Below are 23,804 nucleotides of genomic sequence, written 5' to 3' on the forward strand. Positions count from 1 at the left end.
TCCGGAGGTGCCGACGACGGTGACCCCCGCGCCCACCCCAAGATGCTTGACGGATCAACTACTGAGGCACAGTGAGCCAGTTTGATTGATCTGTCAACTGTTGACGCGTAAGGTTTCCTCCATGTCCCCCAGCGCTCCCGAGGACGACGCACTCATCAGCACCTTCGGGCGCCTGGTCGAGGTCGCCAGCCGCCTGACCCGGTCGGTCGGGGCCCGTCTCGAGGCCGAGCACGACCTCCCGCTGGCCTGGCTCGAGGTGCTCCTCCGGCTCACCCGCTCTCCCGACGGCCGGTTGACCATGGCGGCCCTCGCCGACCAGATCAGCCTCACCTCGGGCGGCGGCACCCGTCTGGTGAGCCGCATGGTCGACGCGGGTCTGGTCGAGCGGGTGCCGTGCCCCACCGACCGCCGCGTCGTCTACGCATCCGTCACCGAGCGCGGCCGGGAGCGGGTGGCACAGGCCTGGTCTGGGCACGCCGCAGCCCTCCGCGAGGTCTTCGCTCCACTCGGAGCTGCCGGCCTCGACGCATTCGACGACCTGCTGGACCGGCTGCGGACGACGACTCCGGGTACCGCATCCCGCCCCTGAACGCGCCACCCGCGACGACGAGGTCGCCACGACGGTCCGGACCCGGACCGTCGACGAACGACATCGGAGATCATCGTGACCGACCTGACCCTGCCTGCCGCCACCACCGCCGTCCTCGTGGTCGACATGCAGAACGACAACCTGCACCCGGACGGCGCCTTCGCCGCCAGCGGTGCCGCCGCCCACGCCGCCGAGCAGGACGTGGTCGCCAACGTCGGCGCCGTGCTCGTCGCCGCGCGTGCCGCCGGTGCGGCTGTCGTCCACAACCAGATCGTGGTGCACCCGGGGCGGCCCAGCGGCGGCACCAACGCGCCCATCTTCCGGATGCTGGGCCCCGAGTCGCTGCTGGTGGGCAGCTGGGGAGCGGCGGCCGTCGAGGGCACCGAGCCCGTCGGCGACGAGCTCGTGCTCCAGCGGATCCGCATGAGCGCCTTCAACGGGACCGCTCTGGACACCGTCCTGCGCAACTACGGCATCGACCGTGTGGTCGTGGTGGGCGTGTGGACCAACATGGCCGTCGAGCACACGGTGCGCGACGCAGCCGACGCCGGCTACGAGGTCACGATCGTCTCCGACGCGACGTCGTCGATCAACGCCGACTGGCAGCGGGCCGCACTCGGTTATGCCCTCACGAACATCGCCACCGTCGCCACCACGACCGAGGTCGTCGAGGCGTTCACCCGGTCCTGACCCGGATCCACAGACGGGGTGCGCACGCGCTCACCCCGTCCCACCGGCGAAGTCGTCGCGGCGCAGGTGGACCGGGCCGGACCCGACGAGTCGGTGCGACCCGCCCCGGTAGCCGACGACGACGTCGACGTGCTGCCGCGGTCGGAACCGGACCTCGACGAGGTCACCTGCCTGCCAGGTCAGGTCGCACTCGATGCCCGGTCGCACGACGAGTCCCCTGGCGGCGCCGCGGGCCAACTGCGGGGGCAGGGCCGGAAGGAGCTCGATGCGCCCCAGGCCTGGGTGGCTCTGCACCAGGGCCTCGACGAGCACCGCGGGGTAGCCGAGGTTCGCGTCGATCTGGAAGGGGGGATGTGCGGCGAAGAGGTTGGGGTACAGCCCGCCCGCCTCGGGACCCGCGTCCTGCGGCACCGGGCGGAACAGCAGCGCCAGGAGGTCCCCGACCTTGTCACCGCGGCCCAGCCGGGCCCACAGGGCGGTCTTCCAGACCAGGGACCACCCGGTCGAGTCGTCGCCCCGGCGCTCGAGGGTGGCACCGGCCGCCTGCCTGGCCGTTCCCTGCCAGTGGCCCGGCCCGGGGAACAGTCCGTAGAGATGGCTGACGTGGCGGTGCTGGGGGTCCTCCTCCTCGTGGGGCCCGTCCCACTCCTGGACGGTGCCGGTGGCAACCACGACGGGTTGGGCGACGAGGTGGGGACGGCGGTCGCGCACAGCGGACACCACCTCGTCGTCCGCGAACCCCAGGAGATCGCCGAGCTCCTCGGTGATGTCGAAGAGGTGCGCGATCAGCTGCTGGTCCATGGCTGTGGTGGCGTCGACGGCCACGTCCCGACCGCGGTGCCGGTAGACGTTCTCCGGCGAGGTGGCCGGAGCTGTGACCCACCGGCCGGTGGCGTCCTGGTGGTGCCAGTCGAGCGCGAACTGCGCCGCGCCACGCACGGCTGGCCAGATGCGCGCGGCTTCGTCCTTCCCGGCACCGTGGGCGACGGCCTCGTGCACGGCACACGCGAGCCAGGCGCTGCCCAGCGGCCACGCCGACCACCGGCACTCACCCTGCCCGTGGCCGACCGGGGTGGAGTACAGCCAGGCGTCCGCGTTGTGGTGGGCGGCCCAGCCCCGCGCCCCGTACAGCCGCGTGGCGGTGGCCGTTCCGGCCTCGGCCAACCTGAGGACGAAGTCCCGCAGCGGCGCGGCCGTCTCCGTGAGCCCGGCGGCGTGCGCGGACCAGTAGTTCATCTGCAGGTTGATGTTGGTCGTGAAGCTGCTGCTCCACGGCGGTCGCAGCTGGTCGTTCCAGATGCCCTGCAGGTTGGCGGGTAGTCCACCGGGACGGGAGGAGCTGATCAGGAGGTACCGGCCGACGTCGTACAGCAGGCCGGCCAGACCCGGGTCGTTCCCCAGCGGGTGGCCCCCGCAGAACGCTCGGGCCAGGCGGTCGGGCAGCCAGCCGTCGGGTTCGTCGTCGTGGGCCGTGTCGATCGCGGACCGCCCGAACAGCTCTCGGTGGGTCCTCGTGCCCTCGTCGAAGACGGTCTCGACCCCCAGGGCCGCTGCACGGTCCAGCCGGTCCCGGGCGCGCTGCCCGGCGGCTGCCGCATCACCGTCCAGCCGCATGTCGGGGACGCGGTACGTCGTCTCGGCAGCAAGCGTCACCCACCACGTACCCCGGTCGGTGGGGCGGACCCGGACGACCACGACGGCTTCGACGGCACGTCCTGGACCGTCGTCCCACGTCGGCGTCCGCGCCCCGGTCTCGTGCGGGGGCGCGACGTCGGATGGTGCCCGCACCGTCAGCGTCAACTCGTCGCCCTGGCTGGTCCGCTCGAGCACGCGCAACTGCGTCTGCAGGTCTGCGGTGACCGGGAGGCTCGACTCGATGGACAGCACGTGGAGCGGAGACGCGATGACGGACCGTTCGTCGAGGTCCTCCGTCCGCACCCGGTGGGTGGCCGTGTCCAGGTCCAGCGACCGGGTGTAGCCGGCTGCGCTCGCCTGCCTGCGCAGCACCAGGGTGCCCAACGGCAGGTAGGCCTGGCCCCAGACGGTCTGCAGACACGCCAGCTCGTCCTCGGCGGCCACCGGGTCCTCACGGGTGAGGGCTGCACGCGCGGCGGCCAGGTGCTGGGCGGCCGTGGCTGGGTCCACGAGACCGGCCTGCGCCTCGCTCACCGGCGACCCCGACCACAGCCCCTCATGGTTGAGGTCGAAGCGTGCCTCCTCCACACCGCCGTCGGGCATCGCCCCCAGCCGACCGTCACCGAGCGGCAACCGCTCCACCCAGCTCGCAGCGGGCGCGGGGAACCTGAGCACGGGCACGTCATGACTCCTGGGGATGCGAGGACACGGTGGAGGATTCGTCGGTGCGCCCGGCCGCTGCCGCGAGCCAGGTCTGGACACCGTCGATGTGCAGGGTCATCGCAGCCCGGGCGACGTCCGGGTCCCCCCGCCGCAGTGCCTCGAGAATCGACCGGTGCTCGGCGAGCGTGCGGGCGACGGCCCCTGTCTCACCCAGCCCCCGCCACGTCCGCGCCCGCACGGTCGCCGGCGACAGCGTGTCCAGCAGCCCAGAGAGGTAACCGTTCCCGGCAGCGTCGGCGACGGCGCGGTGGAAGCGCAGGTCGTGCTCCACCAGGGTCTCGACGTCTGCGTCCTCAGCCACGGAGTCCAGCTCCGCGGCCAGGCCCTCCACCACACTGGTCGTGGCCCGTCGAGCGGCACAGGCCGCGCTATGGGCTTCCAGGACCCGACGCACCTCAAAGATCTCCAGCAGGCTGCGGTCGTCGTGGAGCTCGGCCACGAAACCGGCGGCCTCCAGCAGCAACCGCGGCTCCAGGCTCGTGACGTAGGTGCCGTCACCCCGGCGTACGTCCAGCACACCCATCACCGACAGGGACTTGACCGCCTCCCGCAACGAGTTGCGGGACAGCCCCAACCGTTCGGCCAGGGCCTTCTCCGGGGGCAACCGCTCGCCGGCGCGCAGCTGTCCCCCGAGGATCATGTCCTTGATGCTGGTGATCGCCGAGTCGGTGAGAGCCATGGCGGCAACCTAGGACCACGGCCAGGCGTACTCGACCAGCGGCGCCGGGTGCATCTCCGCACCCGAACCCGGACGGCGTGGCGCCCGGTAGCGACCACCGTCGACCACGACGGGTTCGACGAAGTGCTCGTGCAGGTGGTCGACGAACTCGATCATGCGGTCGTCCTCGGTCCCCGACACGGCTATCCAGTCGAACATCGACAAGTGCTGGACCACCTCGCACAGACCGACACCGCCGGCGTGCGGGCAGACCCGGACCCCGAACTTGGCAGCCAGCAGCAGGATGGCGATGTTCTCGTTCACCCCGGCCACCCGGGTGGCGTCGATCTGGACGACGTCGGCACCGCCGGCCAGGAGCAGCTGCTTGAACACGATGCGGCTGGCCGCGTGCTCCCCCGTGGCCACCGGGATGGGTGCGATCGCGGCGGCGATGGCCGCGTGGGCGAGCACGTCGTCGGGGCTCGTGGGCTCCTCCACCCAGGCCAGGTCGAACTGGCTCAGCGCACCGACCCACCGGATGGCCTCGGTGCGCTCCCACCTCTGGTTGGCGTCGACCGCGATGCGGATGTCCGGACCCACCGCCTCCCGAGCCACCGTCAGACGTCGGATGTCATCGTCCAGATCCGCCCCCACCTTGAGCTTGATCTGCGTGAACCCCTCGGCCACCGCCTCCCTCGCCAGCCGCGCCAGCTTCTCGTCGCTGTACCCCAACCACCCCGGGGTCGTGGTGTAGGCCGGGTACCCCTCGTCGAGCAGCTGCTGTTCCCGCTCGGCCCGCCCCGGCACCGCCGCGCGCAGCAGCTCGAGCGCGTCCTCACGGGTGAGGGCGTCCTGCAGGTAGCGGAAGTCGACCAGGTCCACGAGCTCCTCGGGCGACAACCTCGCGAGCAGCTGCCACAGGGGCAGGTCGGCCCGCTTCGCGCGCAGATCCCACAGCGCGTTCACCACGGCACCGATCGCCATGTGGATGGGCCCCTTCTCGGGCCCGAGCCAGCGCAGCTGCGAGTCGTGCACCAGTTCCCGCCAGAGCCCACCCAGGTCGGCGAGCAGGGCCTCGACGTCGCGCCCGACCACCCGGTCGGCAACGAGTGCGACCGCTGCCACCTGCACGTCGTTGCCCCGACCGATCGTGAACACGAAGCTGTGCCCGCTGAGCCCGTCGGCAGCGTCCGTGTGCAGGGCCAGGTAGGCAGCCGAGTAGTCGGGGTCCGGGTTCATCGCATCGGAGCCGTCCAGGGTCTGCGAGGTCGGGAAGCGGACGTCATGGGTCTCGGCGCGCGTGATGGTGCTCATCGGTGTCCTTCCGGGAGACAGGCGAGGACGAGGCTAGACATCCGATGTCTACTGGGTCAACATGGTCGATACATCCCGACCCCATGGAGGACTCGTGTTGCTCGGCCGGCTCGGTGACCCCGGCTCGGAGATCCCCGTCGCGCACACCGCTGACGGGGTCGTCGACCTACGATCGGTGGTCCCCGACCTCGGGGGTGAGCACCTGGCACCGTCGTCGTTGACCGCCGTGCGGCAGGCCCTGCTCCGAGGCGGACTCCCCCTCGTGGCCGACGCCGAGCGAAGGCGGGTCGGGGCTGCGGTGGCCCGGCCGGGCGCCATCATCTGCGTGGGCATGAACTACGCCGCCCACGCCGCCGAGTCAGGTGCGGTGCCCCCGGCCTCCCCGGTGGTCTTCCTGAAGACGCCCAACACCCTGGGCGGGCCGCACGACCCCGTGGCGCTCCCCCGCGGGAGCGTGCGCACCGACTGGGAGGTGGAGCTCGGCGTCGTCATCGGGTCCCTGGCCCTCTACCTCGACGACCCGGCGGAGTCCCTGGACCACGTCGCCGGGTACGTGGTCGCCAACGACCTGTCCGAGCGGGACTTCCAGCTCGAGCACTCCGGTGGCCAGTGGAGCAAGGGCAAGTGCTCACCCGGCTTCAGCCCGCTCGGCCCGCACCTGGTGACCGCCGACCAGGTCGACCCCACGGCGCTGCGGCTGCGGAGCTGGGTCAACGGTGAGCCCCGGCAGGACTCCTCCACGGCGGACATGGTCTTCGACGTCGCCTTCATCATCTGGCACCTCAGCCAGTACATGGCCCTGGACCCCGGGGACGTCGTCCTGACCGGGACCCCGGAAGGCGTGGCCCTCTCCGGGCGCTTCCCCTACCTGGCCGTCGGCGACGTCGTCGAGGTCGAGATCGACGGCCTCGGCCGACAGCGACAGGAGATCGTGGCGTGACCACCGCAGCGCAGGACCGCACCTTCGAAGGCCTCGTGGCCCTGGTCACCGGAGGTGCCTCCGGCATCGGCCTGGCCACCGTGCAGCGGCTGGCCGCCGCCGGGGCTCGCGTCGTGGTGCTCGACCGCCCGACCACCGACGTCCCGGGAGCGGCGATGACCCTGACCGCGGACGTGACCGACGACGGCGCCGTGGTCGCGGCGGTCACGCGGGCCGTCGACGAGCTGGGCCGGCTCGACGTCGTCGTGAACAACGCCGGGATCGGCGCACAGGGGACCGTCGCGGACAACGACGACGCCGAGTGGGCCAGGGTGTGGGACGTCAACGTGGTCGGCATCGCCCGGGTCACCCGGGCGGCACTCCCCCACCTCCGGGTCTCGCCGTCCGCGGCGGTGGTCAACGTGTCCTCCATCGCCGCGACGGCGGGCCTCCCCCAACGGGCTCTGTACAGCGCAACCAAGGGGGCGGTGCTGGCCCTGACCATGGCGATGGCCGCCGACCACGTCCGCGAGGGCATCCGCGTGAACGCCGTGTGCCCGGGCACCGCGGACACCCCGTGGGTGGGACGACTGCTGGCTGCTGCCGGCGATCCGGCAGCAGAACGCGCAGCGCTGGAGGCCCGGCAGCCGCACGGCCGCCTGGTGAGCGCCGCAGAGATCGCCGAGGCCATCGCCTACCTGGCCGCACCGGCCAACCGGTCCGTGGTGGGAACAGCCCTGGCCGTCGACGGAGGCATGCAGGGTCTACGACTGCGTCCGGTGTGAGCGGCACCGACCCGGACGCCGCGCAGGCACTGCCGTTGCTGGACACCCACGCCCACATCTGGTCCCGGGCCCGGACACCGCAGCCGTGGATCGAGCCGGCGACCATGGCTCCCCTCGACCGGGACTTCGACGTGACCGACCTGGCGGCAGCGCAACGCGCGGCCGGCATCACCGAGGGCGCCGTCCTGGTCCAGTCGGCGCACGACCCGGCGGAGACCGGTGACCTCCTGGCCGCCGTCGACGGGCTGGTGGTCCGCGGTGTCGTCGGCTGGGTCGACCTGCGCGCCGACCTCGACCTCCAGCTCGAGAGCTGGGGCCCTGACGCCCGGCACCTCGTCGGTGTGCGGCACCTGGCTCACCAGGACCCTGACCCGTGGGCGCTGCTGGCCGACGAGCGGAGGCGTTCGTTCGCGGCCCTCGCCGGGCACGAGTTGCCCGTGGACCTGGTCCTGCGCCCCGAGCAGCTGCGGCCGGTGGGCGTGGAGCTCGCGCGCCGGCACCCGGGGACGCTTCTGGTGCTGGACCACCTGGGGAACCCGCCGCTCGCCGACGAGCAGGCGTTCGCGGGATGGCGCCGGGCACTGGCGGAGTTCGCTGCCCACCCGAACACCACGGTCAAGCTGTCCGGGATCGCCCTGCACGCGGCCGACCACGCCGATCCCGAGTCGATGCGCGACGCCGTCGACCACGCGCTCGGGTGCTTCGGAGCAGAGCGCACCATGTTCGGGTCGGACTGGCCCGTGGTCGAACTCGCCGGAGGAGCGAGGACGTGGACGTCCACCGTGCGCGCCCTGACCCAGCAGCTGTCCCGATCTGAGCGCCGCGCTGTGTTCAGCGAGGTCGGACGACGCATCTATCGTCTCGGGGGACGTCGTGCGGCTCCGTGAGCTCACCCAGCACCTGGCCGTGACCGAGCTGGGCCTGGGAACGGCCGGGCTGGGGAACCTCTACCGGTCCATCTCGGACGAGCAGGCCCGCCGGACCGTCGACACGGCGTGGGACGGCGGGGTGCGGCTGTTCGACACGGCCCCGCACTACGGGCTCGGGTTGGCCGAACGACGCCTGGGCGACGCACTCGCCGACCGCGCGCGCGACGAGTTCGTGGTGAGCACCAAGGTGGGCCGACTGCTGGTGGAACGCAGACCACCATTGCCGCGGGACACCGAGATGTTCGACGTCCCCGGTGACCTCACCCGGGTCTGGGACGCCACGCCCGATGGGGTCCGGCGCAGCCTCGAGTCCAGCCTGGACCGGCTCGGGCTCGACCACGTCGACATCGCGCTGCTCCACGACCCGGACGTCTCGGGAGAGCCGGATGCGCTGGAGAAGGGTGTGGCCGCCCTGCTCGCGCTGCGGGACGAGGGGCTCGTGCGTGCGGTGGGGGTGGGGTCCAACGACGAGCCGACGGTCGCCACCGCCTTCCGCCGGTACCCGATCGACGTGGCGATGCTCGCCGGCCGGCGGACCCTGCTGCGTCCGGAGGGGGGCCGGGCGGCGTTCGAGGCGGCAGCGGGCCGGCCGGTCCTGCTCGCCGGCGTGTTCGCCTCGGGACTGCTCGCAACGCCCCGACCGCCGACCGGTGCACGGGTCGACTACCGACCGGCCTCGCAGGACGAGCACAGCGCCGCACTGCACCTCGCTGCCGAGCTCGCCGCGGTGGGCAGCACGCTGCCCGCAGCCGCCATCGCGCACGCCCTGGCGGTGCCGTCGGTGGGCAGTGTCGTGCTCGGACCCAGCAGCCCCCAGGAGGTGGAGCAGGTGCTCCACCACCACCTCAGCGGGTGCCCGGTCCAGGACTGGTCCACGTTCCTCGGCGCACGCGCCGGCAGCTGATCCGGCAGGTGCTCGCTGGGTCAGCTGCAGCCCGTCGCCGGTGTGGTCAGACCAGGACGCTGGGGATCCCCATCCGGGCGGCCATCGCCTCGAGGTGACTGCGCTGCTCGGGTGTGCAGGTGGTCGGGATGACCAGCAGAGGGGCGCCGGCGCAGGCGTCGGCAAGGGTGCGATCTACGTCGTGGACACCCTGTTCCCGTGGGCGAGCGGTGCCCGACCGCTGGCGGGCGCTGCTGCGGGCGCCCAGCTCCTGTGCGGCCGTGTCCGGTTCGTAGGCCAGCGCGGCCACGGCTTCCAGCACCCGCACCCGGGTGGCGGCGGCGACCGGCCCACTGGCGTTGCACACCCGCGAGACGGTCTGGCGGGACACCCCCGCGAGGCGGGCCACGTCGTCCACCGTGGCGCGGACGTGACCTGCGCTCGAGGAGACGGGTTCGGCGGCGGTCACCGTGGCCCGGTCAGGCGCTCACCGGACCGGGCAGCGAACAGGTGCAGCTGGGTGGGGTCGACGTCCAGGCCGACCGCGTCGCCCTTGTCCGGCACCCGTCGCCCGTCGGTCCGGACCACGAGGGCCTGGTCCTTCCCGGCGATGGTCGCCGTGCCGTACAGGAACGCGTCTGCCCCCAGCTCCTCGACCAACCGGACCGTCATCCGCAGGCCTGTCTGCGCAGTGGTCACCGTCAGCGCCTCCGGCCGGATCCCGACGGTGATCTCTCCACGGGAGTCGTTGCCGGCGACGTCGGCATGGCCGACGGGCACCGTCAGCTCCCCGAGCGCGACGCGGTCCCCGCGGAGCTCCGCGGTGCACAGGTTCATCGCCGGTGAGCCGATGAACCCGGCGACGAAGGCGTTGACCGGGCGGTCGTAGAGCTCACGGGGGGTGCCCACCTGCTGCAGCCGGCCGTCCTTGAGGACCGCCACCCGGTCGCCCATCGTCATGGCCTCGACCTGGTCGTGGGTGACGTAGACCGTGGTGACGCCCAGCCGCCGCTGCAGGTCGGCGATCTGGGTACGGGTGGAGACCCTGAGCTTGGCGTCGAGGTTGGAGAGCGGTTCGTCCATGCAGAACACCTGGGGGTGGCGGACGATGGCCCGCCCATGGCCACCCGCTGGCGCTGGCCGCCCGAGAGGGCCTTCGGCTTGCGGTCCAGGTACGCCGCGAGGTCCAGGATGGCCGCTGCCTCCTCGACCCGCTGGCGCACCTCGGCCTTGGGCCTGCCGGCGATGCGCAGCGCGAAGCCCTTGTTCTCGGCGACGCTCATGTGCGGGTAGAGGGCGTAGTTCTGGAAGACCATGGCGATGTCCCAGTCCTTGGCGGGCAGCCGGGTGACATCGCGGTCACCGATGAGCACACGACCGCCGTCGACCTGCTCGAGCCCGGCGAGCATGCGGAGCGACGTCGACTTCCCGCAGCCGGACGGACCGACCAGGACGAGGAACTCGCCGTCCTCGACGGACAGCTGCAGGGTGTCGACGGCCGGTCGCTCCCCGTTCTGGTAGACGCGGGTCGCGGAGTCGTAGGTGACGCTGGCCATGGGGTTCCTCCTGTGCCGGGCAGGGTGCCGGCTGCGGGTGCGGGTCGGGGTCGGCGGGATGAGCTCGGGTGTCCCCCGAGGTCTCCCGCCGGGCGTCAGGGGGTGGTGGTGGCGCGTGTGGAGAGCGCTCGGGTGTGGTCGACGATGCGGACGGCCCCGGTGAGCTCGACGGCGACGGCGACGCCGGGGTCAGCGGCCGACTGCGCCACGGTGAGCTCGATGCGGCCCGGCTCGACCCGTCGGCGCAGGTCGGCGCCGGTGAAGGCAGCGAGGTCGGCCGGCACCTCGAAGGAGACGGTGGACCGCTGGCCGGCCTGCAGCTCCACGCGGGTGAAGCCGATGAGTCGGCGGACCGGCCGCGTGGTGCTGGCCACGGGGTCGCTGAGGTAGAGCTGCGGGACGGCGGAGCCGGCACGCCCACCGGTGTTGGTGATCTCGACCTGCACCGTCACGGTGCCGGACACGGGCACGGCGGCGGCATCCACCCGGGCGGCGCCGAACTCGAAGGTGGTCCAGGAGAGACCGTGCCCGAAGGGGAACGCCGGTGTGGGGTCGATGTTGCTGACCCCGTCGCTCTTGAGCGCCAGCGGCGGCGCCAGGTAAGTGCTGGGGTGCGGCGCGTTGTCCCCGGGGATCTGGACAGGCAGCCGCCCGGCAGGTTCCGCTACACCGGTGAGCACCTCGGCGAGCGCGGTGGCGCCCTCGACCCCGGGGAAGAAGACCTGCAGCGTCGCCGCAGCGCGCGCTGCGTGGCGGCCGACGGCGTAGGGCCGACCGGACAGCACCACGAGGACGACGCGACGACCGGCCTCCGCCGCCGCCTCGAGGACGGCTTCGGCCAGCTGCTCCTGCACGCCGGGGAGGTCCAGGGTGACGACGTCGCAGCCTTCTCCGGACGTGCCGTGCCCGAACATGCCGGCCCGGTCCCCGACCACGAGGACCGTGACGTCGGAGTCCGCGGCCAGGGCGGCAGCAGCCGCTATCCCGGATGTGTCACCACCGGTGATGTCGCAGCCGCGCAGGTGGCTGATCGTCGAGTCCGGCAGCGCCGCGCGGAGCGCCTCGACGACCGTGGGCGCCTCGACGCCCAGGGCGACGCCGGGATGCTTGGGCACGACGTGGTTCGGGAAGCTGTAGCACCCGAACAGGCATTGGGCGTCGTCCGCGCCCGGGCCGACGACGGCGATCCGGCGCCCCTCGAGCGGCAGCGAGGTGCCGTCGTCGGACAGCAGGGTGATCGACCGGCGTGCCAACCGTCGGGCGAGGGTCCGGTTGCGGGAGGAGTCGAGGTCGACCGGGGACTCCGGCCCGCCCGGGTTCCAGTCGGGGTCGAGCAGGCCGAGGTGAGCCTTCTGGGTCAGCACCCGGAGCGCCGCCCGGTCGACGTCCTCCTCGGGGACGAGTCCGGCCCGCACCTGCTGGGCCAGCCGCTCGCCGAAGGCCAGCGTGTGCGGGAGCTCGACGTCCATACCGGCAGCCAGGGACATGGCACCCGCCGCCGACAGGTCCTCAGCCACCCGATGGGTGGTGGCCAGGAACGCGACCGCCCAGTAGTCGGACACCACGGTGCCGGTGAACCCCCAGCGGTCCCGGAGCAGCTCGGTCAGCAGCGCGTGGTCCGCGGCCGGGGCCACGCCGTCGACGTCCGCGTAGGAGTTCATCACCGAGGCGACACGGCCGACGACGACGGCCTTCTCGAACGGGGGCAGGACCACGTCGGCGAACTCCCGCGGACCCATACCGACGGGCGCGTGGTTGCGCCCGCCGCGGGAGGCGGAGTAGCCGGCGAAGTGCTTCAGGGTGGCGAGCACGCCGCCGGACTGCAGGCCGGTGACGTACCCCAGACCGACCTCCGAGACCAGGTACGGGTCCTCCCCCATGGTCTCCTCGACCCGACCCCACCGGTAGTCGCGCACCACGTCCAGGACGGGGGCCAGTCCCTGGTGGACACCCAGGGACGCCATGTCCTCGCCGATCGCCCGCCCCATCTCCTGCACCAGGTCGGGGTCCCAGCTCGCTCCCCAGGCCAGCGACGTCGGGTACACCGTGGCTTTCCAAGCGGTGAGTCCGGTCAGGCACTCCTCGTGCGCGATCGCCGGGATGCCGAACCGGTTGGCGGCAACCACCTGCCGCTGCAGGTCGGTCAGCCGTTCCTTGCCGGTGCCGGGCTCGACGGGCGCGGTCCCGAAGGCACGGGTGATGTGTCCGAGACCGTCGACGATCTCCTCGTCGAAGGGACGAGCACCCCGGAAGGTCTCCTGCATCGGGGCGACATCGCCGCCCGCGTCCTCCTCCCCGGGCCAGGAACTGCCGATCTGGCCGAGCTTCTCCTCCAGGGTCATCTCGGCCAGCAGCGCGGCCGCCCGCTCGTGCGCCGGGCGGTCGGTGTCGTGCCAGCTGCCGGTGAGTCGGTGGTCCTGCTGCATCGTCACGTGGAGGTCCGTTCTCGAGGTGGAGGGGTGCACACGGGCCCGCTCGGCGAGGGGCGGACGTGGGGGTGAGGCGGGGCGCTACTTGCCGCCCGCGCCGGCCAGGCCGGCCACGAGGGATCTGCGCGCGAAGAGGTAGATGGCGAGGATCGGCACCGCGGACAGCAGGATCGCCGCGAAGACCTGCGGCGGGTTCACCTGGTACTGGCCGATGTAGTCGTAGATGCCGAGCGTGACCATCCGGGTCTCGGCCGACTGGGTGAGGATCAGCGGGAAGAGGAACCCGTTCCACGCGTTCAGCGCGGTGAAGACTGCGACGGTGGCGATGGAGCTGCGGGACAGCGGGATCACCAGGTGCCACAGGGCGCGGCCCGGGCTGGCACCGTCCAGTTCGATGGCCTCGAACAGCTCGGCGTTGATGTCACGCATGCCCCCCGCCAGGACCAGGACGCTCACCGGCAGGGCGAAAGCGGCGGTCGGCAGGATCACCGCCCAGTAGGTGTCGTACAGACCCAACCGGTTGATGATCAGGAAGACCGGGATGATGACCGCCTGGGCCGGGATGGCCAGCCCGAGCAGGAACAGCCGGAAGATCCTCGACGAGCTGCGCCCGCCGCCCCGCACCACCGAGTACGCCACGGGGACCGCCAGGACGAGCACGACCACCACCGTCGCCGCAGCGACGAACAGCGTGTTCCCGACGTACCGGGGGAAGTTGCCCGCGAGGACGGTGGCGAAGTTGTCCAGCGTGAACTGGCTGGGCAGGGCGAGCGGTCCGTCGTCGACGTACTGCGACGAGGGCCGGAAGGCGGTCGCGATCACCGCGTACAGGGGGACGGCGATCACCGCCAGCCAGATCAGCGACCCCAGCCCTGCCAGGTAGTTGGGCCTCCTCACACCCCCTCCAGGGTGCTCTTCATCCGGTCGTACCCGGTGAGTCGGACGAGGACCAGGGACACCGCGGTCGACAGCACCAGCAACAGCACGGCGATGGTGCTCGCGTAGCCCATGTTGTAGCTCTGGAAGGCCTCGCGGTACATGAGGAAGGGCAAGATCGTCGTATCGCTCCCTGGTCCGCCGTTGGTGAGGACGAGCACGATCTCGAAGGCCGTCAGGCCACCGACGATCATGAAGGTCATCGACGTGACCATCGTGTTGCGCAGCTGGGGAAGGGTGATGGCGCGGAACTGGCGGTACCGCCCGGCGCCGTCGATCTCGGCGGCCTCGTAGAGCGAGCGCGGGATCGCGCGGGCCGCGCCCTGGTAGAGCAGGGCGTGGAAGGGGATGTACTGCCAGCTGCCCACGGCGATCAGGCAGGCGATCGCCCCGGTCTGGGTCCCCAGCAGGTTCCCGTCTCCGAACAGCCACTCCAGCTTGGAGGGAACCCCGAAGTTCGGGTCCAGCAGCTGGCGCCACATGACGGCAGCGGCTGCGATGGACAGCACCAGGGGGATGAAGAAGATGCTGGAGAGGATCGCCCGGTTGCGCTGCGGCCCTGCCGACCAGGCGCCGAGCAGGACTGCAGCGATCGTCTGTGCGACCAGGTTGCCGATCAGCAGGACGAACGTGACCACCGTCGAGGACAGCACGGTGGAGTCGCTGAAGAACTCCGTCCAGTTGTCGAGGCCGATCAGCGACGGCACGTTGAGGCCGTCCCAGTCGGTGAAGGACAGGTAGAGCACCCCCACCATGGGGACGATGGCGAAGATGCCGAAGAAGAGTAGTCCGGGGAGGGCCCAGAGCACGCCGGGCCGACCCTGCGAGGGGTCGGCCCGGCGCTCGGCACTCCGCCGGCCCGCGCGGGCAGCGGTGAGCGAGGTCACGACGTCAAGGCCTCGTTCCTAGATGGCCGCGACGGTGTCGACGAACTGCTCCGGGGTCTGCTGCCCGTTGAACAGCTCCTGCAGAGCGGCCAGCATGGGCGTGGCGATCTCGAAGCCGAGCGCCTGGTCCCAGGACTGGGTGAAGGTCGGCGCATTGGCGACGAGGTCGAACTGGAACCGGGCGTAGTCCGGGTTCGGCGCGGAGGCGAGGGCCTCCTCCGCGTTGGCCGTGACGGGCACCTCACCGAGGTCGACGAGGCCCTGGACGTACTCGTCGCTGGTCAGCGTCTCGAGGTAGTCCGCCGCAGTCTGGGAGGGTGCCCCCGAGGTGACGGACACGTAGTTGGTGGGGTTGCCGACGATGTTGTCCGGGTCGCCCGCACCGCCCTCGACAGCCGGGAACGGCACGTAGCCCAGGCCGTTGGCCGCGAAGTCCGCGGAGGCCTCCTGCTGCACCGCGTACTCCCACGACCCCATCAGCTGCATGGCTGCCTGCCCGCTCGACACGAGCGTGGACGAGCCGCCGGCGCCGTAGCCGACCGAGCCGAAGTTCGTGCCGAAGGCCCCCGAGTCGACCAGGTCCTGGATCGTCTCCGCGGCCTGGAGGACAGCCGGGTCACGCCAGGCGTCCTCCTCGCCGCTCTCGATGCGCTGGAAGACCTCAGGGCCGCCGATGCGGTCGGTGAGGTAGGACAGCCACATGAGCTCCGTCCACGAGCTGGAGCTCTCCCCGGCGAGGGCGATCGGGGTGATGCCGCGGTCCTGGAACGTGCCGACGAGGTCCTGCAGGTCGCTCATCGTCGTCGGCGGCTCGACGCCGGCGTCCGCGAACACCTGCTTGTTGTAGAAGAGGAACACCGGCTGGGTACCGCGGCACGGGATGCCAAACACGGTTCCGTCGTCGCTCGACCCGGCCTGGAGGACCGAGGGCAGGAACTGGTCGGCCAGGTTCTCGGCGCCGGGCAGGCTGGCGATGTCGACGATGCGGTCGGCCTCGGCGTACTCGCGCATCGGGCCACCGCCCCAGCTGAAGAACATGTCCGGTGCCTGACCGGAACCCATGGAGACGCGCAGCTTGTCGAGGTAGCCGTCAGAGGGGACGGCGTCGAGGGTGACGGTGCCGTCCCCGGTCTCGTTGAACGCATCGATCCCGGCCTGCTGCACGGTGTTGGTCGGGTCCTGCAGGGTCCAGAAGCTCGCGTCGCCGGTCGGCGAGCTGGCCTCGGTCGAACCACCACCGCAGCCGGTCGCCGAGACGGCGACTGCGAGGGCTGCGCCGGATGCGAAGAGGGTTCGCGTCCACCGGCTCCTGTTCATCTGTGCACCTCTTTCCGAGGGGTGGCGGTCCGTCCGACAACCCCGACGCTCGACCGACGACCCATCCGCCGATCGCCGACGAAAGTTTCGGACCTGATCCGAACGGGCCCCCGTCGTTGCGAGCGAGGTGAAGTTGAGCCCACGCACGCCGTGACGGCAACCACATCGGGCTGCAAAGTTACGCAAACATTGCGCCCACACGCCCATCTGGCTCTCGATACTTGCGAACCTTGACGTAGCGACTTGCGAGACACACAGTGTCCGGGTGACCTATATCTCCCAGGGCTGGCGACGGTGACGCTGGTGGCGCCCGCCAACGGCCGGAGCGGCGGGGGGCGACGACACGGGCTCCTCACCGCCGTTGCCCGCCAGGCCGGCGTGTCCGTGGGGACGGTGTCCAAGGTGGTGCACGGCCGCCGGGACGTCGGCGCCGAGACCCGGGCGCGCATCCTGGAGATGCTGTCGGAGGCCGGGTGGTCGTCGGACCAGCCGATCGTCACCGCTCAGCGCATCTTGGTGGTGTTCCGGGACCTGGACAGCCCCTATCCGCTGGAGTTGGCACGAGGCCTGGTGGATGCCGCGGCAGCCCAGGGGTTCGAGGTGGTGGTGGGCACGACGATGCACCGATCGGTGACGGAGTGGATCGACGGCTGCGACCGGCCGGACGTCGCAGGCATGGTGCTGGTGATCTCCCGGATGACCGAGCGCGACCAACGTCGGGTCCTCGACACCCACGTGCCGGTCGTGCTGGTCGACCCGCTCAGCGAGCCCATGCCCGGTGTGCCCAACATCGGCGTCACCAACTGGCGGGGTGGGCGCGACGCGGTCCAGCACCTCCTCGACCTGGGGCACCGACGGATCGGGATCGTGGCCGGTCGACCGCACTCCCCCGCCGGCGGCGCCCGCCTCCAGGGCTACCGCGCCGGGCTGCACGAAGCCGGTATCGCCTTCGACTCAGGACTGGTCCGGCCCACCGACTTCGACTACGAGGAGGCCATCGAGGCCGCCTGCTCGCTGCTGTCCGGCCCGGAGCCGCCGACCGCCGTCTTCGCGACCAGCGACGCCCAAGCTCTCGGGGTCCTGGAGGCTGCCCGCCGCCTGCACATCGCGGTGCCCGACGAGCTGTCGGTGGTGTCGTTCGACGACACCTCGAACGCCGCGACGGCCAGTCCCCCGCTGACCGCGATCCGCCAGCCCTTCGAAGAGCTGGGCCAGGTCGCCATCAGGGTCCTCCAGGAGACCCTGGAGGGAACCGCCCCGGGTGTGGACCACTACGAGTTGGCGACCACCCTGACCGTGCGGGCCTCCACGGCTCCAGCCCCGGCTGCGGGCTCCGTCGACCATCCCGGACACCGCGAGCGTTCCTGAGACGGTGCCGTCCCGCCTGGTGACAGCCTGCCGTTGCACTCTGCCGGAGCGACGCGGGTGGCGAATGTGCCCGGTCAGTCGCCGACGGGGGCGGTGCGGCCGCTGGGGTCTCGCACGTCGGGTTCCTCGAAGATCAAGTGGGTTCGGGTGGTGAGCACCCCAGGCATGCTCTGGATCTCGTCGAGCACGACGCGCTTCAGATCGGCGTTGTCCCGGGCGCGGACGAGCAGCACCACGTCGAACTCCCCGCCCACCAGGCCGATGTGGGCTATACCCGGCAGGGCGCGGAGTCGTTCTCGGATGTCCCGCCACTGCGACTGACGCACGTTCATGGTTACGAACGCTGAGGTGGTCTGCCCGGCGAGCACCGGGTCGACGTCGGCGCGGAAGCCCCGGATGACCCCCGTGGCCTGGAGTCGCTCGACGCGGGCGTAGGCGTTGGCCCGAGAGATGTGCAGCTGCTCGGCCAGGGAGCGCATCGAGATGCGCCCGTCCCCGGTGAGGGTGGTCAAGATCGCTTGATCGATGCCGTCGAGGTGCTGTGCCACTCGTCCATCTCCTCGCCTGCGGTTGCTTCCTTGATTGGACGAACGGCTCGCCAGGTGGGGATGTGAGCGTACGTCTTCTCGAAGATCAGCGACTACTGGACGACGGGTGGCTGTCCCTCGACCATTCCCGCATGCCCGTCGACGCTGATCTCCTGATGCCGACCGCAGTCCCGGTGCAGCTGATCGGCCCCGATGGCGAACGGGTGGCCACCTCCGCGCGGGCCATGCCCTCCGACGCGGACCTGGTGCGCGCCTACACCGCGCTGGTGGCCGCCCGGCGGCTGAACGACCAGGCTTACGCCTTGGTCCGGCAGGGCAGGCTGGCGGTGTACCCGTCGTCGCACGGGCAGGAGGCCTGCCAGGTGGCGGCCGCCCAGGTACTGGACGCCGCGGACTGGCTCTTCCCGACCTACCGGGACACCGCGGCCGTCGTGGCCCGCGGTGTCCCCGCCGGCGAGGTGCTGGTCCTGCTCAAGGGTGACTGGCACTCCGGCTACGACCCCTACACCCACAACGTCGCCCCGCAGGCCACCCCGCTGGCGACGCAGCTGCTGCACGCCGTCGGTGTCGCTCACGCCGCCCGCCTGCGCGTGGAGCCGACGGTCGTGCTGGCCATGTGCGGTGACGGCGCGACCAGCGAGGGCGACTTCCACGAGGCCCTGAACTTCGCCGCCGTGTTCCGCGCCCCGGTCGTCTTCTTTGTGCAGAACAACGAGTACGCGATCTCCGTCCCGCTGGCGCGGCAGTCCGTGGCCCCGTCGCTGGCCCACAAGGGCATCGGGTACGGCATCCGGGGCGAACGGGTCGACGGCAACGACGCGGCCGCCCTGCTCACCGTCCTGGGGGACGCGGTGACCCGGGCTCGGGAGGGTGCCGGCCCCCAGCTGATCGAGGCCCACACCTACCGGATGCAGGCCCACACCAACGCCGACGACGCCCGGCGCTACCGCGCGGACGCCGACGTCGCCGCCTGGGAGCACCGGGACCCGCTCGCCCGGCTGAGCACCTACCTGCGTGGGCGGGGCCTGCTCGACGACGCCGGCCAGCAGGTCGCCGACGCGGCCGCCGAGGAGCTGGCGGCGGGCATGCGGGAAGAGCTCTTCCGGGACGTCACACCAGATCCGGCCGACCTGTTCACCCACGTCTTCGCCGTCCCGACACCACAGCTGATCGAGCAGTCCGCGGTGGTCGCCGACGAGCAGTCCCGTGAAGGAGCACTCCGATGAGCACCACGACCACCCAGCCCGCACCGACCGGGCACCAGAAGCTGACGATGGCCCAGGCGCTCAACCACGCGCTCCGGGACGAGATGTCCGCCGACCCCTCCGTGGTGGTGTTCGGTGAGGACGTCGGCGCGTTGGGCGGGGTCTTCCGGATCACCGACGGTCTGACGGCCGAGTTCGGCGACACCCGCTGCTTCGACACCCCGTTGGCCGAGTCCGGCATCGTGGGGATGGCGATCGGGATGGCGATGAACGGCATGCGCCCGGTGGTGGAGATGCAGTTCGATGCGTTCGGCTACCCGGCGTTCGAGCAGGTCGTCAGCCACGTCGCGAAGATGCGCAACCGGACGCGGGGTGCGGTCACCCTGCCCATGGTCATCCGGGTGCCCTACGCGGGTGGCATCGGGGGCGTCGAGCACCACTGCGACTCCTCGGAGGCCTACTACGCCCACACCCCCGGGCTGCAGGTCCTCACGCCGGCCGATGCCGCAGACGCCTACGGGCTGCTGCGGGCCGCGATCGCCTCGCCGGACCCGGTGGTCTTCCTGGAACCGAAGAAGCTGTACTGGGCGAAGGAGGAGGTGGACCTGTCCGCCGAGGTCCCCGGGATAGGGCGGGCCGTCGTCCGGCGGGCCGGCACCGATGCCACTCTCATCGCCTACGGACCGTCCGTCCCGGTCGCCCTGGAAGCAGCTGCGATCGCTGCCCAGGAGGGACGCAGCCTGCAGGTGGTCGACGTGCGGTCCATCGTTCCCTTCGACGACGAGACCGTCGCCGCAGCGGTGCGCTCCACCGGGCGTGCCGTGGTCATCGCCGAGGCTCCGGGCTTCGCCAGCGTCGCCTCCGAGATCGCCGCCCGGGTCACGGAGCGCTGCTTCCACTCCCTGGCGGCGCCGATCGCCCGGGTCACCGGATTCGACATCCCTTTCCCGCCGCCCAAACTGGAGCACTTCCAACTGCCCGGCGTGGACCGGGTCCTCGATGCCGTCGACGCCCTCCAGTGGGAGACCTCGTGAGCGAGCAGACCTTCCTGCTGCCCGACCTCGGGGAAGGCCTCACCGACGCAGAAGTCGTCCGCTGGCTGGTCGCCGAGGGTGACGTGGTCACCGTCGACCAGGTGGTTGTCGAGGTCGAGACCGCCAAGTCGCTGGTCGACGTCCCCACCCCCTACGCCGGGCGCGTCTCCCGCCTGCACGGGGAAGAGGGTCAGACCGTCGATGTGGGCAGCCCGTTGATCAGCGTCTCCCCGGTCGCAGCCGCCGCAGCGAACCCTCTCGACTCCTCGGTCGAGGCCGTCGCCGCTCAGACCTACCGCGAGGAGGAGCAGGCGGGGTCCGGGAACGTCCTGATCGGCTACGGCACCACGGCGACTGCCAGCGGACACCGCCGCAGGCGCCGCGGGACCGGACAGTCGAGCACACCCACGGTCGGCGCACCCGCACCGGCACCGGTCGGCCGGGTCCCGCTCGTCGTGTCACCCCTGGTGCGCCGGCTGGCGCGTGACACCGGGGTCGACCTGGGTCAGCTCGCCCGGCAGACCGGCGGGACGGTCATCACGCGTTCGGCGGTCCTGGCGGCCGCCGAACGCTCGACCGCCCCGGCCGCTCCATCCATGGTCAACCCGGACGTGGACGCAGCGGGTGGGGCGGCACCGGCACCGGCGGAGCCCGAGCGCACGACAACAGCCGGTGAGCTGCGGATCCCGTTGAACGGGTTCCGCAAGGCCGTCTCGGCAGTTCTCACCCGCAGCCGCGCCGAGATCCCCGAAGCAACGGTGTGGGTCGACGTCGACGTCACCGACACCTGGATGCTGCGGGAACGACTGAAGGCGGCGGGCGGTCCCGCGCCCTCGCTGATGGCCTTCTTCGGTCGGTTCGCCGTCGCCGGACTGCGCGCCCACCCCGTCCTCAACAGCCGGGTCGACACCGACACCAGCGAGATCGTGCAGCTCGAGCGCATCGACCTGGGGATCGCTGTGCAGAGCCCCCGCGGCCTGGTCGTCCCCGCCGTGCTGGATGCGGGTCGGATGACGATGACCGAGCTTGACTCCGCCATCGGTGACCTCACCAAGCGGACCCGGGCCGGCCAGGCGACCAGCGAGGAACTGGCTGCCGGGACGTTCACCGTCAACAACTACGGCGGATTCCGGGTCGACGGCAGCGCGGCCATCATCAACTACCCCGAGGCGGCCATCCTGGGCTTCGGTCGGATCATCGACCGCCCGTGGGTGGTCGAGGGCGAGATCGTCGTCCGCAAGATCATGCAGATGTCCTTCGTCTTCGACCACAGGGTCTGCGACGGTGGCACAGCGGCCGGGTTCATGCGGGTCGTGGCCGACTCGCTGGAATCGCCGGCTTCGGCCCTGACCCATCTGTGAGCCGGCCGCCCGCGCCGGAACCACCACGCCCGTTCTCGGAGAGGTACCCCTTGCCCGACATCGTTGCCCACCTGCAGGCCCGGTTCCTCGCCACGGTCGTCACCCGGCTCATCGCGGCACCGTCGGTGGAGCTGACCAGCCGGGAGGTGCCTGCTGCGCAGACCGTGAGCGTCCCGACGCGGCACGGTGCGATCCGGTGCTTCATCACGCATCCGGCGGCGGGCGCACCGCTCAACGGCGAGGGCACTGCCCCGCCGGTGCACATCAACATCCACGGCGGGGCGTTCCTCATCGGGGCACCGCGTCAGGACGACCACCTGGTCCGGGCCATCGCCGGCGAGGTCGGCGCGGTGGTGATCAACATCGACTACTCCACGGCGCCCCAGGCGCGGTACCCGCAAGCCCACGAGGAGTGCTACGACGTCCTGCGATGGGTGCAGAGCTCGGGTGACCGCATGGGATGGGACAGCGGGCGGGTGTCCATCGGTGGGGGCAGTGCCGGCGGGAACCTGGCGCTCGGTGTGCTGCAGCTGGCACATCAGAACGGGGACCCTGCGCTGCGGGCGGGCGTGCTCGTGGTCCCGAGTGTCGACCAGACCATCCCGGCCCACGACTACACCTCCCCGGTGGGCAGCGAGTCGCCGGCACCATTCGTCAGCCCCGGCCTGGTGCGGAGCATCCAGGTGACCTACTTCGCCGAAGCTGCTCGCCGACCGGAGGCGCTGGCGTCACCGGTCCTGGCCGACGGGGAAATGTTGGCGGCGCTGCCGCCGCTGCTGGTGCTCAGCGCGGAGCTGGACTCGCTCCGCCCGCAGATCGAGCATTTCGCGGAGAGAGCGCGGGCCGCCGGCGCCGAGCTGACCTACACGTGCCTGGACGGCGTCGACCACGACTTCCCCGTCCGGCCCAAGGGCGACCGTCCGCTGGCAGCGCTGAGGGAGGCCGCCACGTTCATGCAGGACCACCTGCTGCACCACCTGCGCTGAGACGGGCACTGGCGGCGCGGCCGGTCCCTCTCCGCGCCGGCTGTTCCTCTGCGGAGACCGCTTCGCCGGCGCTGGTCAAGGCTCTCCGCAGCCACGCATGGGCCGGGTCACCACGGAATGCCGGGTGGAACCAGAATGCCTCGGCCAGCGGCACGGCGTCCCAGGGGCAGGGCAGCTGACGAACTCCTGCTGCCGTGCCCAGGCGGTCGGCCAGCCGGCGCTGCACCAGCGCCACCTGGTCTGTGCCGGCCACCAGGAAGGGGATGGCCAAGAAGGTCTCGGCGATGACGTTGACCACGGGCTCGACTCCGTGCATCCGCAGCTGACGGACCGCCGGGGTGAAGGCGATCGGCCCGTCGTACCCGATCACCCACGGCAGCACCGCGAGCTGGTCCATCGTGAGGTTCTCGCCCACCTCGGTGTTGTCCTGGGACAAGATGCACACCCAGTCGTCCTCGAAGAGCTGGACGGCCGGGACGTCGCTGAGGAATCCGTGCGGCAGCACGACTCCGTCGACGGTGCGCAGGGTCTCCATCGCGTTGGTCATCGCCTGCACGCTGATCTCCAGCAGGCGGATCCGTACGTGTGGGGCTTGCTGCGCCACCACCGTGGTCACAGCACCACCCAGCACCATCGCGGCGTAGTCGGACACCATGATGGTGAACTCGCGGGCGGAGGAGGACGCGTCGAAGTCGGGCGTGGCATCGAACACGCGTTGGAAGCCGGACAGTGCCGCGGCGGTCCGGGGAGCCAGTTGCTCGGCGAGCGGGGTCAGCACCGACCTGTTGCCGTCGCGGATCAGCAGTTCGTCCCCGAAGTGTCGTCGCAGCTTGGCCAGCGCTCCTGACACCGAGGGCTGGGTCACCCCCAGTCGCGTTGCTGCCCGGGTGACGCCGCGCTCGCTGAGCAGCGCGTCGAGGGTGACGACCAAGTTGAGATCCAGGTTGCGCAGGCCCGCGTAGTCCACACCCCACCATAGGTGAGGCCGATGACTTCGATAACGAACTCGCACTTCCGTGATGTGACGGCGTTCACGACAGTGGTACGCGTCA

At 71.4% G+C, this 23,804-nt stretch carries 23 protein-coding genes; 11 read left to right on the forward strand and 12 right to left on the reverse strand.

The genetic code is table 11. The features are described from left to right. Nucleotides 1-121 precede the first annotated feature (121 nt). Nucleotides 122-589, forward strand: a complete 468-nt coding sequence (locus BM158_RS19315) for a MarR family winged helix-turn-helix transcriptional regulator (RefSeq protein ID WP_091563522.1) — start codon at nt 122-124, stop codon at nt 587-589. Nucleotides 590-664: 75 nt separating this feature from the next. Continuing rightward, complete coding sequence (locus BM158_RS19320) at nt 665-1,279, forward strand: cysteine hydrolase family protein (RefSeq protein ID WP_207506800.1); 615 nt, start codon at nt 665-667, stop codon at nt 1,277-1,279. A gap of 30 nt (nt 1,280-1,309) precedes the next feature. On the opposite strand, the gene BM158_RS19325 is transcribed toward BM158_RS19320, so the two are convergent. From BM158_RS19325 to BM158_RS19335, 3 genes are read right to left on the reverse strand one after another with little or no spacing between them, the layout of a single operon-like run. Continuing rightward, a complete protein-coding gene (locus BM158_RS19325; RefSeq protein ID WP_165629033.1) occupies nt 1,310-3,595 on the reverse strand; it encodes a glycosyl hydrolase family 95 catalytic domain-containing protein in 2,286 nt (761 codons plus the stop codon). Nucleotide 3,596: 1 nt separating this feature from the next. Beyond that, nucleotides 3,597-4,316, reverse strand: a complete 720-nt coding sequence (locus BM158_RS19330; RefSeq protein WP_091563526.1) for a FadR/GntR family transcriptional regulator — start codon at nt 4,314-4,316, stop codon at nt 3,597-3,599. Nucleotides 4,317-4,325: 9 nt separating this feature from the next. After that, the gene (locus BM158_RS19335; protein WP_091563529.1) at nt 4,326-5,609 is read right to left on the reverse strand and encodes an enolase C-terminal domain-like protein; all 1,284 of its coding nucleotides are present in this window, start codon (nt 5,607-5,609) and stop codon (nt 4,326-4,328) included. 94 nt (nt 5,610-5,703) lie between these two features. On the opposite strand from BM158_RS19335, the gene BM158_RS19340 reads away from it, so the two are divergent. The 4 genes from BM158_RS19340 to BM158_RS19355 are packed head-to-tail and all read left to right on the forward strand — an operon-like array spanning nt 5,704 to nt 9,146. Then, on the forward strand, nt 5,704-6,549 hold the full coding sequence (locus tag BM158_RS19340; protein WP_207506802.1) for a fumarylacetoacetate hydrolase family protein: 846 nt from the start codon (nt 5,704-5,706) through the stop codon (nt 6,547-6,549). Then, nucleotides 6,546-7,313, forward strand: coding sequence for an SDR family NAD(P)-dependent oxidoreductase (locus BM158_RS19345; protein ID WP_091563537.1), 768 nt, complete (start codon nt 6,546-6,548; stop codon nt 7,311-7,313). Before BM158_RS19340 ends, BM158_RS19345 begins: the two co-directional genes overlap by 4 nt. Continuing rightward, nucleotides 7,310-8,200 (forward strand): amidohydrolase family protein, encoded by an 891-nt coding sequence (locus tag BM158_RS19350; protein ID WP_091563539.1) that lies wholly within the window; start codon nt 7,310-7,312, stop codon nt 8,198-8,200. The genes BM158_RS19345 and BM158_RS19350 overlap by 4 nt, the downstream gene beginning before the upstream one ends. Beyond that, on the forward strand, nt 8,187-9,146 hold the full coding sequence (locus BM158_RS19355) for an aldo/keto reductase (RefSeq protein WP_165629034.1): 960 nt from the start codon (nt 8,187-8,189) through the stop codon (nt 9,144-9,146). The genes BM158_RS19350 and BM158_RS19355 overlap by 14 nt, the downstream gene beginning before the upstream one ends. A 46-nt stretch (nt 9,147-9,192) precedes the next feature. Here BM158_RS19355 and BM158_RS19360 read toward each other — a convergent pair whose 3' ends face one another. The 7 genes from BM158_RS19360 to BM158_RS19385 all read right to left on the reverse strand — a co-directional run bounded on the left by BM158_RS19360 (nt 9,193) and on the right by BM158_RS19385 (nt 16,250). Next, nucleotides 9,193-9,534 carry a LacI family DNA-binding transcriptional regulator gene (locus BM158_RS19360; protein WP_207506804.1) on the reverse strand — a complete coding sequence of 114 codons (342 nt, stop codon included), beginning with the start codon at nt 9,532-9,534 and terminating at the stop codon, nt 9,193-9,195. Between the two features lie 56 nt (nt 9,535-9,590). Next, entirely contained in the window at nt 9,591-10,085 is a 495-nt protein-coding gene (locus BM158_RS22980) for a TOBE domain-containing protein (RefSeq protein ID WP_479723824.1), read from the reverse strand. Continuing rightward, nucleotides 10,082-10,681 (reverse strand): ABC transporter ATP-binding protein, encoded by a 600-nt coding sequence (locus tag BM158_RS22985; RefSeq protein ID WP_457920180.1) that lies wholly within the window; start codon nt 10,679-10,681, stop codon nt 10,082-10,084. Before BM158_RS22985 ends, BM158_RS22980 begins: the two co-directional genes overlap by 4 nt. A 95-nt stretch (nt 10,682-10,776) precedes the next feature. Continuing rightward, on the reverse strand, nt 10,777-13,107 hold the full coding sequence (locus tag BM158_RS19370) for a beta-glucosidase (protein ID WP_091563735.1): 2,331 nt from the start codon (nt 13,105-13,107) through the stop codon (nt 10,777-10,779). Between the two features lie 84 nt (nt 13,108-13,191). Further along, complete coding sequence (locus BM158_RS19375; protein WP_091563546.1) at nt 13,192-14,007, reverse strand: carbohydrate ABC transporter permease; 816 nt, start codon at nt 14,005-14,007, stop codon at nt 13,192-13,194. Then, on the reverse strand, nt 14,004-14,933 hold the full coding sequence (locus BM158_RS19380) for a carbohydrate ABC transporter permease (RefSeq protein ID WP_091563549.1): 930 nt from the start codon (nt 14,931-14,933) through the stop codon (nt 14,004-14,006). The genes BM158_RS19375 and BM158_RS19380 overlap by 4 nt, the downstream gene beginning before the upstream one ends. An 18-nt stretch (nt 14,934-14,951) precedes the next feature. Beyond that, nucleotides 14,952-16,250, reverse strand: coding sequence for an ABC transporter substrate-binding protein (locus tag BM158_RS19385; protein ID WP_091563552.1), 1,299 nt, complete (start codon nt 16,248-16,250; stop codon nt 14,952-14,954). A 303-nt stretch (nt 16,251-16,553) separates the two neighbouring features. Between BM158_RS19385 and BM158_RS19390 the strand changes: the two genes are divergently transcribed. Beyond that, nucleotides 16,554-17,618, forward strand: a complete 1,065-nt coding sequence (locus BM158_RS19390; RefSeq protein ID WP_091563554.1) for a LacI family DNA-binding transcriptional regulator — start codon at nt 16,554-16,556, stop codon at nt 17,616-17,618. Nucleotides 17,619-17,692: 74 nt separating this feature from the next. On the opposite strand, the gene BM158_RS19395 is transcribed toward BM158_RS19390, so the two are convergent. Then, nucleotides 17,693-18,166: an Lrp/AsnC family transcriptional regulator gene (locus BM158_RS19395; RefSeq protein ID WP_091563557.1), complete on the reverse strand. Its 474-nt coding sequence runs from the start codon at nt 18,164-18,166 to the stop codon at nt 17,693-17,695. 155 nt (nt 18,167-18,321) lie between these two features. On the opposite strand from BM158_RS19395, the gene BM158_RS19400 reads away from it, so the two are divergent. Genes BM158_RS19400 through BM158_RS19415 form a run of 4 tightly spaced genes read left to right on the forward strand, consistent with a single transcriptional unit; the run spans nt 18,322 to nt 22,752 of the window. Further along, nucleotides 18,322-19,392, forward strand: a complete 1,071-nt coding sequence (locus tag BM158_RS19400) for a thiamine pyrophosphate-dependent enzyme (protein WP_207506810.1) — start codon at nt 18,322-18,324, stop codon at nt 19,390-19,392. After that, nucleotides 19,389-20,405, forward strand: coding sequence for an alpha-ketoacid dehydrogenase subunit beta (locus tag BM158_RS19405; protein WP_091563562.1), 1,017 nt, complete (start codon nt 19,389-19,391; stop codon nt 20,403-20,405). Before BM158_RS19400 ends, BM158_RS19405 begins: the two co-directional genes overlap by 4 nt. Beyond that, complete coding sequence (locus tag BM158_RS19410; protein WP_091563738.1) at nt 20,402-21,766, forward strand: dihydrolipoamide acetyltransferase family protein; 1,365 nt, start codon at nt 20,402-20,404, stop codon at nt 21,764-21,766. The genes BM158_RS19405 and BM158_RS19410 overlap by 4 nt, the downstream gene beginning before the upstream one ends. Nucleotides 21,767-21,816: 50 nt before the next feature. Then, nucleotides 21,817-22,752: an alpha/beta hydrolase fold domain-containing protein gene (locus BM158_RS19415; RefSeq protein ID WP_165629035.1), complete on the forward strand. Its 936-nt coding sequence runs from the start codon at nt 21,817-21,819 to the stop codon at nt 22,750-22,752. Here BM158_RS19415 and BM158_RS19420 read toward each other — a convergent pair. Continuing rightward, the gene (locus BM158_RS19420; RefSeq protein WP_229827364.1) at nt 22,718-23,719 is read right to left on the reverse strand and encodes a LysR family transcriptional regulator; all 1,002 of its coding nucleotides are present in this window, start codon (nt 23,717-23,719) and stop codon (nt 22,718-22,720) included. The genes BM158_RS19415 and BM158_RS19420 overlap by 35 nt on opposite strands. Nucleotides 23,720-23,804: the final 85 nt, after the last annotated feature.

The organism is Klenkia taihuensis (genome assembly GCF_900112525.1).
In the GTDB taxonomy this organism is placed as follows: Bacteria; Actinomycetota; Actinomycetes; order Mycobacteriales; family Geodermatophilaceae; genus Klenkia; species Klenkia taihuensis.

What these genes read in the sequence shown, in the direction of transcription:
- BM158_RS19405 (WP_091563562.1), top strand. Translation starts at nt 19,389, where the DNA reads ATGAGCACCACGACCACCCAGCCCGCACCGACCGGGCACCAGAAGCTG.
- BM158_RS19315 (WP_091563522.1), top strand. Translation starts at nt 122, where the DNA reads ATGTCCCCCAGCGCTCCCGAGGACGACGCACTCATCAGCACCTTCGGG.
- BM158_RS19330 (WP_091563526.1), bottom strand. Translation starts at nt 4,316, where the DNA reads ATGGCTCTCACCGACTCGGCGATCACCAGCATCAAGGACATGATCCTC.
- BM158_RS19400 (WP_207506810.1), top strand. Translation starts at nt 18,322, where the DNA reads ATGCCGACCGCAGTCCCGGTGCAGCTGATCGGCCCCGATGGCGAACGG.
- BM158_RS22985 (WP_457920180.1), bottom strand. Translation starts at nt 10,681, where the DNA reads ATGGCCAGCGTCACCTACGACTCCGCGACCCGCGTCTACCAGAACGGG.
- BM158_RS22980 (WP_479723824.1), bottom strand. Translation starts at nt 10,085, where the DNA reads ATGACGATGGGCGACCGGGTGGCGGTCCTCAAGGACGGCCGGCTGCAG.
- BM158_RS19385 (WP_091563552.1), bottom strand. Translation starts at nt 16,250, where the DNA reads ATGAACAGGAGCCGGTGGACGCGAACCCTCTTCGCATCCGGCGCAGCC.
- BM158_RS19370 (WP_091563735.1), bottom strand. Translation starts at nt 13,107, where the DNA reads ATGCAGCAGGACCACCGACTCACCGGCAGCTGGCACGACACCGACCGC.
- BM158_RS19335 (WP_091563529.1), bottom strand. Translation starts at nt 5,609, where the DNA reads ATGAGCACCATCACGCGCGCCGAGACCCATGACGTCCGCTTCCCGACC.